This is a genomic window from Sporosarcina gallistercoris (assembly GCF_050459885.1).
In the GTDB taxonomy this organism is placed as follows: domain Bacteria; phylum Bacillota; class Bacilli; order Bacillales_A; family Planococcaceae; genus Sporosarcina; species Sporosarcina gallistercoris_A.
Genome location: NZ_JBCMNO010000012.1, coordinates 140,383 through 151,767, shown reverse-complemented (window position 1 = coordinate 151,767; position 11,385 = coordinate 140,383). Strand labels below are relative to the sequence as shown.

10 protein-coding genes are annotated in these 11,385 nt (G+C 43.7%); 1 reads left to right on the top strand and 9 read right to left on the bottom strand.

Annotated elements, in window-relative coordinates:
- The first annotated feature begins 119 nt into the window (after nt 1-119).
- Entirely contained in the window at nt 120-1,451 is a 1,332-nt protein-coding gene (locus ABE021_RS08090) for a TrkH family potassium uptake protein (RefSeq protein ID WP_430287970.1), read from the top strand.
- A gap of 198 nt (nt 1,452-1,649) precedes the next feature.
- Here the strand turns inward: ABE021_RS08090 and ABE021_RS08085 are convergent, their stop codons facing one another.
- The 9 genes from ABE021_RS08085 to ABE021_RS08045 all read right to left on the bottom strand — a co-directional run bounded on the left by ABE021_RS08085 (nt 1,650) and on the right by ABE021_RS08045 (nt 11,312).
- Entirely contained in the window at nt 1,650-2,354 is a 705-nt protein-coding gene (locus ABE021_RS08085; protein WP_430287969.1) for a CBS domain-containing protein, read from the bottom strand.
- 94 nt (nt 2,355-2,448) lie between these two features.
- Entirely contained in the window at nt 2,449-4,263 is a 1,815-nt protein-coding gene (gene opp4A / locus ABE021_RS08080) for an oligopeptide ABC transporter substrate-binding protein (RefSeq protein WP_430287968.1), read from the bottom strand.
- Nucleotides 4,264-4,284: 21 nt separating this feature from the next.
- The gene (locus ABE021_RS08075; protein ID WP_430287967.1) at nt 4,285-5,190 is read right to left on the bottom strand and encodes an ABC transporter permease; all 906 of its coding nucleotides are present in this window, start codon (nt 5,188-5,190) and stop codon (nt 4,285-4,287) included.
- Nucleotides 5,191-5,217: 27 nt separating this feature from the next.
- Complete coding sequence (opp4B, locus tag ABE021_RS08070; RefSeq protein WP_430287965.1) at nt 5,218-6,186, bottom strand: oligopeptide ABC transporter permease; 969 nt, start codon at nt 6,184-6,186, stop codon at nt 5,218-5,220.
- A gap of 1 nt (nt 6,187) precedes the next feature.
- The gene (locus ABE021_RS08065; RefSeq protein ID WP_430287963.1) at nt 6,188-7,126 is read right to left on the bottom strand and encodes an ABC transporter ATP-binding protein; all 939 of its coding nucleotides are present in this window, start codon (nt 7,124-7,126) and stop codon (nt 6,188-6,190) included.
- On the bottom strand, nt 7,113-8,132 hold the full coding sequence (locus ABE021_RS08060) for an ABC transporter ATP-binding protein (RefSeq protein WP_430287961.1): 1,020 nt from the start codon (nt 8,130-8,132) through the stop codon (nt 7,113-7,115). The genes ABE021_RS08065 and ABE021_RS08060 overlap by 14 nt, the downstream gene beginning before the upstream one ends.
- A gap of 416 nt (nt 8,133-8,548) precedes the next feature.
- Nucleotides 8,549-9,160 (bottom strand): pyroglutamyl-peptidase I, encoded by a 612-nt coding sequence (gene pcp, locus ABE021_RS08055; RefSeq protein WP_430287960.1) that lies wholly within the window; start codon nt 9,158-9,160, stop codon nt 8,549-8,551.
- Between the two features lie 14 nt (nt 9,161-9,174).
- Nucleotides 9,175-10,191: an ABC transporter ATP-binding protein gene (locus ABE021_RS08050; RefSeq protein ID WP_430287958.1), complete on the bottom strand. Its 1,017-nt coding sequence runs from the start codon at nt 10,189-10,191 to the stop codon at nt 9,175-9,177.
- Nucleotides 10,188-11,312 (bottom strand): mandelate racemase/muconate lactonizing enzyme family protein, encoded by a 1,125-nt coding sequence (locus ABE021_RS08045; protein ID WP_430287957.1) that lies wholly within the window; start codon nt 11,310-11,312, stop codon nt 10,188-10,190. Before ABE021_RS08045 ends, ABE021_RS08050 begins: the two co-directional genes overlap by 4 nt.
- Between the last annotated feature and the right edge of the window lie 73 nt (nt 11,313-11,385).

The following is an 11,385-nucleotide window of genomic DNA, read 5'->3' as shown; positions in this document are numbered from 1 at the left end:
TCCTATCGTATAGAACTTATTATTTTTTCCGAATCATTCCACCTATTGACCTATTGTAATTTTTCCATTTCGATCAATAATCAAACCATACCACATCCCTTTCATAAGGAGGTCCAGCAATGCACAAATCGTCCCCCCGTAAGAAAAGGAGGATCACTCCCCCCATTCTTTTAGCAAGCAGTTTTTTAGTGACGATACTCATCGGAACCGTTTTGCTGAAGCTTCCCTTTGCAACAACTGCTCCGATTACTTGGACAGATGCATTATTTACTGCAACATCTGCGACAACCGTGACAGGACTTAGCGTTTTCGATATCGCTTCAACGCTCACCCTTTTTGGTGAAATCGTGTTACTATCTCTCATTCAAATTGGCGGAGTGGGATTAATGGCTTTCGCTGTAGCAGTTCTTATAGTACTTGGGCGGAAAGTAGGTATGAAAAACCGGATATTCCTTCAAGAATCCTTTAGTCAACAATCGATTGGAGGTACCGTTAAATTTCTAAGGAGTATTTTGATATTCGTATTCTTAACTGAAGGAATCGCGTTCATATTCTTATCACTTTTCTGGGTGCCTGAGTTCGGTTGGAAGCATGGTCTCTATTACAGCCTGTTCCATGTAGTCTCAGCATTTAATAACGCAGGTTTCTCCTTATTCCCTGACAACTTGATGGGGTTTGCAGGTAATCTGCCTGTGACTCTCATTCTCTCCTTACTCTTCATCATCGGAGGGCTTGGTTTTACGGTCGTCATAGAAGTTATCGCGAAACGGTCCCCTAAGAAATGGTCACTTCATACGAAAATGATGATAGCCGGCACCCTGATCATCAACCTGATTGCTACTTTCTTATTGTTTGCACTGGAGTATCATAATATGAAAACGATTGGTAACCTATCTTTCGGGGATAAGTTGTTGACTTCTTACTTTCAAGCCGTCACTCCAAGGACAGCTGGTTTTAATATGGTCCCCATCGGTGACATGGAGGACAGTTCACTCTTGCTGACATTGTTGCTAATGTTCATCGGCGGAGGGAGTGCATCCACAGCGTCAGGGATTAAACTGACGACGTTCATGGTCATTGTAATCGCAACTCTGGCATACTTTAGAGGCGGAACGGAGCCTCACCTATTCAAAAGGACGATTAAATCAGAAATCATTTTTCGCTCTCTAGCTATTGCAGCAGTTAGCTCCATGCTTGTATTCACCGCATTCTTCTTGCTGACTGTCACAGAAAAATTCCCATTCCTTCCTTTGTTAATGGAGACGATGTCTGCTTTCGGGACCGTAGGACTGTCCGTTGGAATCACGGGAGATTTAAGCCCGGTTGGCGAATGGATTCTTTGCGCAGTCATGTTTTTAGGAAGAATCGGCCCGCTGACACTATTTTTCCTACTGATTCGGCCTAAAAAAGAAACGTTCAAGTATTCATATGATCGCGTTCATACAGGATGATAAAAAGAGGCCTCATACACCACATTGTACAGGTGTAAGGAGGCCTCATTTCGATGTTACGGACACTATTCTTCCTACGAGTCTGAATTGGGAATTGCATTTGCAGATTCCTGATCATTTTTCAACGTATACGAGCGTTCATCCCTATTTATGAGCACTTCTCCAAAATGGGACCTTCTACAAAAATTCCTCATGACGTTAGTCAATTTTCAATAAATCATAAGGAGTGATAATCCCGATCAATTCTTCGTCATGTCCCGCAGTCTCAGTGATGAGAAGGGCTTCAAGACGCGTCCCTTTTGAAATTGCTCGCTTGAAATAATCTTCGGCTTCGTACACAGAAAGATCTCTTCTGACAAATTCAAACGATTGTTTACGTTTTTCAAAGTTGTAGACCTCAGATAATGTCGGTATTTCCCGGGAAATAGAATCTTCTGTCGATTGTCCTGCCAGCCAATAGGTAATTCCTGCAGCTGTAATGAGTCCTTTGAAATGCCCTTGTTCATAGATAGGCACTTGGCTGAACTTATTCTCTTGCATCAGTCTTAGAGCCATCGGCAGTGAATCTGCTGCTTGTAGCGTATGCACCTTACAACCAAACAACGCTCCTACATTGAGAGGATTGTTCACTTTCTTTTCAATCAGTTCAATACGTTCCACAATATCATCATGCGGTTCGGCGATAACATAATCCACGCCTGTCCGATGGTGAATAATGGCGTTACGCAAGTCACCAAACTCGCGTAAATCTTCTTCATAATTCCGGACAACAGAGTTTTTTATTTTAGCTTTTTCGATCAATTTATAAAACGGTAAGAAGCCAGTTTCCTCCACTTTTTTCCCAAGCGCTTTTTCGATTCGATTGTAGGCAATGATGAAACGATCCGAATTTTCAACAGACATGAAATGCTTCAGCTCCTTTCCGAAAGTATACCCATAATCTAAAATTAAATAGCAAAAAATCCGTCTCTAGAAAAGAGACGGACAGTTGTGCTGCTTACTCAGATACTCCCCACTTGTAACGTTCAGCTTCTTTACCTGGTTCTATCGTATAGTTAACTACACGATTATTAGCAGCTTCAAGAGCATAACGGTAAACCGTTGGTGCGACTGGAACATCTTCAAACATAAGTTCCTGCCATTGGTTGTAGATATCTTTACGGTATTCCAAGTCAAATGCCTTTTCAGAAGTACCCGCCTTCAACAACTCATCATTCTTTTCGCTTGTGTAGCGAGTGTAGTTGAATGATGCTGTACGGCCGTATAGTCCAGACGGATCCGGGTCAGAACCAGTTCCCCAAGCACCTTGGTAAATATCGATTTTCGGATCATCGTTTTCAACCATGTCATAGAATGCGTTGAAATCATGAAGACGACCATCAACTAGCTCGACTTTCAGTCCAACGTCAGCCCAGTTTTGCATGTAAGCTTTTGCAATCGGCTCAGCTGTTTCTCCACCTGACATTGTAGCGAAGTTAATGACTAATTTTTCACCTTTTTGGTCTTCACGGAATCCATCACCGTCTGTATCTTTGAATCCTGCTTCTTCAAGAAGCTCTTTTGCTTTTTCCGGATCATATGCGCGTCCTTCGATACTCTCATCGTGGAAGCTATCAAATACAGGAATAATCAAAGATGTTGCAGGGAAACGGAGACCGTGGTAAAGTTTTTCACCGATTGTCTTGTTATCCATTGCATGCCACATTGCTTGGCGAAGCTCTTTGCTAGCCATTTTCGCCTTAGGATCTGTTACGTTCTCTTTCTTTGTTGCATCCCATTTACCTTGTTTGAAACCGATATACGTATATGCAAGATCCACTTTTGCTAACAACTCGATATTGTCAACATCTTTAACAGTTTCGTACTGATCAGCTGGAATACTTGCTAAGTCAACATCGCCTTTTTTCATTGATTCAACGATTGTTGCAGAACTAACCACTTTTTGAACGATTGACTTAAGAGCCGGCTTTCCTCTCCAGTAGTCATCATTGCGTGCATATAGTACAGATTCACCTGGTACGATTTTTTCAATCTTGTAAGGTCCGAAACCGATTGGATTTACACGGATTTTGTCTGAAGACTCAAGTTCTTTAATGGTTGTTTCGCCAGTCATGATATCACCTACGTAGTGACGAGGTGTTGCATAGGACCAAAATCCTGAAAGGATAGATGGAGATGCTTCAGTAAAAGTGAATTCCATGTTCTTGTCGTCAATAATTTTAATACCTGAGATTTCTTTAGTTTTACCTTCGTGATATGCCGGCATACCTTCAACATTTTCAATTATGAAATCATAACGGTTCCCAGCGTAGTCAGGATGCCCCAATAACTCGTATGAATAAAGAAGATCAGTTGTTTTGACCGGCTCTCCATCATGCCAATTTACGTTGTCTTTAATCGTTAACTTCATTTTCTTGTTATCTTCAGAAAGTTCGTATGTTGCCGCTCCCTCATTTGTAATTATATAGTCCCCATCAGTATCAAGAAGTCCTTCATCAAAGAAGTCGAGGATTTCAGCGTCATACGTACCTGAGTAGAAGTTACGGTTCAATGTTCCTTCGAATGGCTCATCTGCAACCATCGCGATTGTCATTTCCCCATCTTCGATTGCTTCTTTGTCGTTACTAGTTTCTAGAGGGAAATCAAGGTCTGCTTTAGCATCTTCCCCACCTTTTTCAGTATTAGTATCTTTCCCGTTATCTTTGCCATTGTCTTTTCCGCCATCTGCACTATTGCCTCCATTACAAGCAGCCAGGAACACACTGAGGACGAGCATCAGACTTGCCAGCAACATTAAACTTCTTTTCTTCAATTGTCTTACCTCCCCTTTTTTTTAAGCCAATCTTTGTCTCGCATCCGACGCGCGTTTCACCGCTTGCCCGATGTAATTTATACACAGCATCATTACTAATATCAGTAATGCTGCAGGTAACCAAACCCACCATTTGTTTTGGACGATATCCGGATTTGTCGCAAATGCGATCAGCGTCCCGAGAGACGGTGTATCCGCTGGAAGTCCAAAGCCTAGGAATGTCAAACTGGTCTCAAGACCGATGTTGCCCGCGAGTGTCAATGTCATATTTACAATGACAAGTGAGCTCAAATTCGGGAACATTTCAAAAAACATGATTTTCCAACTCGGAGTCCCAAGTGTTTTGGATGCATTAATGTAATCGAGATCTCGTTCTGCAAGACCTTTCGACCGGATCAGCCTGGCTTTTCCAAACCAGGCAAACGCACTCATGATTAACACAAATGTGAAAACCGTATATTCCGGGACGATGACAACAAAAACGATGATGAACATCAAACTTGGCAGGACCATTAAGAAGTCGATGATTCTCATAATTACATTGTCGACCATGCCACCGAAAAATCCGGCTATTAATCCTATCGTTAAACCGAACAGACCGGCAATTACCGTTACACTTAGACCAATCGTGAATGAGTTTCGCGTTCCGATCAGCAACTGTCCAAATACGTCCCGCCCTCCATCGTCTGTTCCAAGCAGATGAGTTTCTGAAGGTGCTTCCCATGTTTCAAGGAAATTCACTCGTTGAAGCTGTTCCTGGTCAATGAATAACGGTGATCCATATGCAGTAATCAGCATACCAAGTAGCAAAACTAACGAAATCAGCGCCATTTTATCGTGTCTGATTTCCCGCCATATCGTTTTTGCTAATGACGGATTATTTGCTTTTTCTTTAGCAATCAATTCTTTTTGATTTACTGTAACCATATCTCGATTCCCTCCTCATCTGCTTTTCTATTCAATTCGGATACGCGGATCAATCGCACTCAAAATAATATCTGAGAGCATCGTTCCGACAATAACAGCTGTCCCTGAAATCATGACAATAGCTGTTACAACGGTGAAATCGCGTCCTGTAATCGATTGAATGAAGAGCTGACCGAGACCTGGGTAACTAAAGATCGTTTCCAAGAAAATCGAACCGCCAATCAATCCTGTAATTTCATATCCTAGGAATGCAGCGATCGGCAACAACGAGTTACGTAAAATGTGTCGCGTATAGACTTTACCTTCAGGCACCCCTTTTGAGCGTGCTGTTTTAACAAAGTCTTTCAATTTCGTATCGATAATATCGTTCCTCAAATATTGGATTGTTCCGAAAGTTGCAAGCAGAGCTCCGGACATTCCTGGAAGTATTAAGTGCTTTATTTTACTGACGTAGTATTCCCATGATCCAGTTTCTATTCGGATATCCACACTTCCCCCAGTAGGGAACCAGCCGAGTATGAAACTGAATAAGAACAGCATGAGTAAAGCGAAAACGAATAGAGGCGTTGCAAATGAAAAATAATTATACGTGACAATCAGTTTATCCGCCCAGGTGTCCGTCCACCTGCCGGCTATGATCCCGAGCGGTATGGCAATGGCATAGGAGACAATCAAAATGAAGAGTGACAGTGTAACTGTATTCGCTACCCGGCCTGCAAGCAGTGAAGTTACAGGCTGCTTATGGGTGTAAGAACTCCCTAAATCTCCTTTGATCGCCTTGCCTACCCAAGCGCCATACTGGACATACCATGGGTCGTTGAGGCCATATTGTTCGCGGATCTTTTCTACTTGTTCCGGTGTTACGTTAGGATTTCCCATGAACGCACCCGTTACAGCATCCCCTGGCATTTGTTTTGCCAACACGAAAATAATGAGACTTAGCAAAAAGAGTTGCGGAATCATGACGAGCAGTCGCCGAATGATAAATTTAACCATTTTACAGCCCCCCCTGGTTCACAGCAACTGAATGCGTTGAGGTAAGCGGTTTCAAGTCAAACATTCTGCCGTCTTTGTCGAAATAACTGTCATACTCTGTCCGGTAAGCGGCATTGATTTCCTGACGCAAATCCATTTTCTCGAATCGTTTTGCTGGATCCATCTCAGGAATTGCGGCAATCAATCGTTTTGTATAGAGATGCTGAGGATTCGTGTAAACATCTTCTGCAGTACCCTCTTCGACAAAACGGCCTTTGTACATAATGCCGATTCTGTCACAGATATGTTTGATGACCCCGAGATCGTGGGATATGAATAAGTAAGTCAATCCAAAGTCTTTCTGGATTTCACGCATGAAGTTCAAGACCTGAGCCTGCACGGATACGTCCAATGCGGACACAGGTTCATCGGCAATGATCAGTTTAGGATTGAGCATAAGCGCACGGGCAATCCCGATCCTTTGCCGCTGACCACCAGAAAACTGGTGAGGGTACTTATAAATGGATTCTGGGCTTAAGCCTACACGTTCTATCATATTCTGAACGCGAGTCAGCTCTTCTTTTGGCGAAAGCCGCTCAAAGTTGCGTAGAGGTTCAGCAATTATATTCAAGACGTTCTTTCTTCCGTTTAATGAAGAGTAAGGATCCTGGAAAATCATTTGGATATCACGGATATGTTTCCTGCGATCGTGTCCATTCATAGTGGCGAGGTTTTCTCCATTAAAGAGGACTTCCCCACCAGTTGCTTTGTTGAGTCCGATAATCGCGCGGCCTGTAGTGGTCTTTCCGCAACCTGACTCCCCAACTAGACCGTACGTTTCACCAGGCTGCAGTTCAAAACTGACTCCATCCACTGCACGGACTTGGTCGACAACCCGTCGGAAGAAACCTCCACGGATTGGAAAGTGTACTTGCAAGTCTTTTACATTAAGTAGTGACATAGTTTTCATCCTCCACTCGTTCTTCAGGGAAGTGGAAGTCTTTGTAACACGTACAGCGTACAAAGTGACCCGGTTCCACTTCATGGAGCGTCGGATTGTCTTCATGTGCTTCCTTTAAAAGCCAAGGAATTCGGGGAGCAAAGCGGCATCCTTCGCGATCCAATTTTTGAATCGATGGCACAATCCCCTCAATGACATGCAGTTCTTCCTTATCTGTCATGTTGGAAGGAATCGAGCTTAATAGTGAGCGTGTATAGGGATGCAGGGGATTAGCAAATAATGTATTGACGTCTGCAATCTCTACAAATTCTCCGGCATACATAACGGCCACTCGATCTGCCATCTCGGCAACTACCCCTAGGTCATGGGTGATGAGGATAATACCAGAATCCGTAATACGTTGAAGCTCTTTCATCAGATCCATAATCTGTGCTTGGATTGTAACGTCTAATGCCGTTGTCGGCTCGTCCGCTATCAGCATCACCGGATTACAGGCAAGTGCGATGGCAATAACAACCCGTTGCCTCATACCTCCTGATAATTCGTGTGGATATTGTTTGTAGATTCGATTGGCATCTTTAATGCCGACCTGTTGCAGTAATTCCAAGACCCGCTTTTTCTTGGCGGACTTGGAAAGTTTCATATGGTAGTCCATCGGCTCTTCGATTTGGCGGCCGATTGTTGCGAGCGGATTAAGAGCTGTCATCGGATCTTGAAAGATCATGCCCAAGTCTTTCCCGCGAATCTTATTCAACTTCTCCACCGGCAGGCTTAGTAGATTCTGCCCTTTCAAATTCACTTGACCTTCCAGTTTTGTCGTCTTCGCATTATGAAGACCTATGATGGAGAGCGCCAAGGCACTCTTCCCACATCCGGATTCACCGACAATCGCCACGACCTCATTTTTATGAACAGTTAATGAAACACCGTCCACAGCTGCGTAATAGTTTCCCTTGATGTTGAATGATGTTCGCAGATTCTCAATTTCCAAAACTGTCTCAGCCAACGCAGTTCCTCCTTGCCTATGGTGATATGTACAAAAAAGGTTAATCAAATTTTCTGACTTTATAAGCTTTTTCAACTATACTACACAATTTTTCCGTTGGCAATACTATTTTTTCAGAATACCAAATACATAGAATATTTCATACATAACAATTTCATGACAAACTCTGTAACAAAGGGAACGTAGATCATATTCTCCCTGAAAAATTTTGCAGGGATTTTTTATTTACAGGTTAAAACCCCTTTGCATCACTATTTTTCAAATCCAGTGCATGAATATTATTTGATTCTACAACACTAGGAATTGCCACATTGCTTTAGAAGGATCTACTCACCGAACTAATCCATCCAGTTCTATCGTTCCCTGTTTTACGACATTTCGCGACACGAAAATCCACTCTACAATAATAAATCCAGTTAAATTTCATCTGAAAGAGTCTGAATACATATGGTGACCCCTTTAACTAGCTCATCCAACGACCAACCCGCAATTTTGCCATGCTGGATTGCTAACTCAAACGAAGCGGGTATATGCAAAAAGCCTGATGACATTTCCGGTTTATGTTTGGCCGCCCAGTGAAGCCCTGCATACATCACGTTATTACACAAATAGGTTCCCGCAGAATTGGAAATTGCTGCGGGTAATCCCGTTGCATTCAAACGGTTCACCATCTCACGGATGGGAAGCGTAGAAAAGTAGGCAGGCGGGCCATCTGGATCTATCGTTTCATCAATCGGCTGATGCCCTTCATTGTCCGGTTCTCCATCTTTCACATTGAGTGCAACCCGTTCTGGAGTCATTTTATAACGTCCGCCCGCAAGACCTAATGATAGGACGGCGTCCGGGTTCTCCTTATTGATATGCTCCAGCAACTCTTCACCGGAAGCATTAAAATTCACCGGTAGGATTTTGCCGCAAATCATATAGTCTCCAATTATAGTCCCCTCCAGTTTTTCAACGACTTGCATCGTCGGGTTCACAGGAAATGAGAGAAAAGGTTCAAAGCCAGTAAGCAGTAATTTCTTCAACTTGAAAATCCCCTTTATACGTGCATCGGTTTTGCTTGTTCTTTGACTTTTTTCATTAAAGATTCATCATGTAAGTGACATGCGACAAAATGGCCTTCTTCTTTTTCAAGCCAAGCCGGCTTCTGAGTGGCACAAACTTCCATTGCGTACGGACATCTAGTTCTGAATACACAACCGGATGGAGGATCTATAGGACTTGGCAGTTCACCTTCCAAAAGAATCCGTTCTCTCGATTCCTCGATGTCAGGGTCCGGAATCGGAATGGCCGAGAGCAAGGCTTCTGTATAAGGATGCAAAGGTTTTCCATAGAGCTGATCACTTGTCGTCAATTCTACTAAATGACCTAAATACATGACGCCAATCCGATCGGATAGGTATTTCACCATCGAAAGATCATGTGCGATGAAGAGGTAGGTCAATCCTTTTTCGCGCTGCAGCCGCTGAAATAACATGACAACCTGCGCTTGAACTGATACATCCAAAGCAGAAATGGGTTCATCTGCTATGATGAATTCAGGATCGAGTGCGAGCGCACGAGCAATACCAATTCGTTGTCGTTGTCCGCCAGAAAATTCGTGGGGGTAGCGGTTCGCATGATCGCGATTTAACCCGACATCTTCCAGAAGCTCGTTCACGCGTGCACGCAATTCCTTTTTCGATTTATACATATTATGGATCTCCATCGGCTCTGCAATGATTTCATAGACTGTTGAGCGAGGGTTAAGAGACGCGTAAGGATCTTGGAAGACCATCTGCATCTTTTTAAGAAACTGGTGACGCTCTTTATCATTCATGTCGTGGACATTTTGCCCTTCAAATACAACGTCTCCGTCCGTCTTGTTATACAGCCCTAAAATCGTACGTCCCGCTGTGGACTTCCCACAGCCGGATTCTCCTACGAGACCGAACGTCTCCCCTTTATAAATTTCAAAACTGAGACCATCCACCGCTTTCAACGTCTTTCCTTTCCCTACATCAAAGTGCCGTTTCAAGTCTTTTACAGATAACAATACTGATTGGGAATCTGTCATCGTTGTCTCTCCTCGTTTTCAGATTTTCTATGATGAGTAAGCCATGTTGGGTCAATCTGTACGCCGAGCCCTGCCGCGTCAGGTAGGTGAACGGTTTGACCGGAGTACGTGACGCCTCCGATAACGGGATCCCCATTTAGCATGAGGGGTGCGTCAAAATCACAACGGGTAATATTCGGATGGCTCGCAGCAAAGTGTGCGGCTGCCGTGATCCCCAGTTTCGTTTCAATCATACTGCCTGTCATACATTGGACTCCGTAACTTTCAGCAAGCGCATTGATCTTCAATGCCTCATGGATTCCACCTGACTTCATCAACTTGATGTTGATCAAATCAGCAGCTCCGCATTGTAGGACACGCAGCGCATCACGCGGTGAAAAAACGCTTTCGTCTGCCATAATAGGCGTTAATGTATTCTTTGTAACATACCGTAGCCCATCTAAATCTCCAGCATGTACAGGTTGTTCTACTAGTTCAATCATGAGACCGGCATCTTCCATCGCAATAATTGTCCGGATCGCTTCTTTAGGCTGCCAGCCTTGGTTGGCATCGAGACGAATCTTGACTGTATTTCCGACCCGGTTCCGAATTGCTCTGACACGCTGTATATCTAATTCAGAAGAACCGGTTCCTACCTTCACTTTCAATGTAGTGAATCCATCTTCTATGTACTGAAACGCATCGTCTGCCATTTCAGCAGGATCATTCACACTTACCGTAAAGTTTGAGTCAAGCTGATTTTTGTGACCTCCTAGGAATTGATAAAGCGGGAGCTCCGCAAGTTGGCCAATCAGATCATGTATTGCCATGTCGACTGCGGCTTTAGCGCTTGTATTTCCAATCATTGTTTTATGTAGAACGGTGAAAAGTTCGGTTCGGTTCCGAATATCCATTCCAACCAGTTTGGGTGCCATCACTTCTTCAATCGCATAAGCAATGCTCCCCATGGAGTCGCCTGTAATCACATGAGTGGGTGGGGCTTCACCCCAACCGGACTTGCCGTCTTCTGTGGTGACCTTTACATACGTGGAGTAGGCCATATGAACGGTGCGCAATGCCGTTTTGAATGGTTTTTGCAATGGAACAGCAACTGTAGCAAGTTCAATCGAGTGGATTTTCATGGACAACTTCTCCTTTCTCCCTTTGAACGAACAAAACTGTGTGCGTCGAACACTCGGCGCACACAGTCCCTCC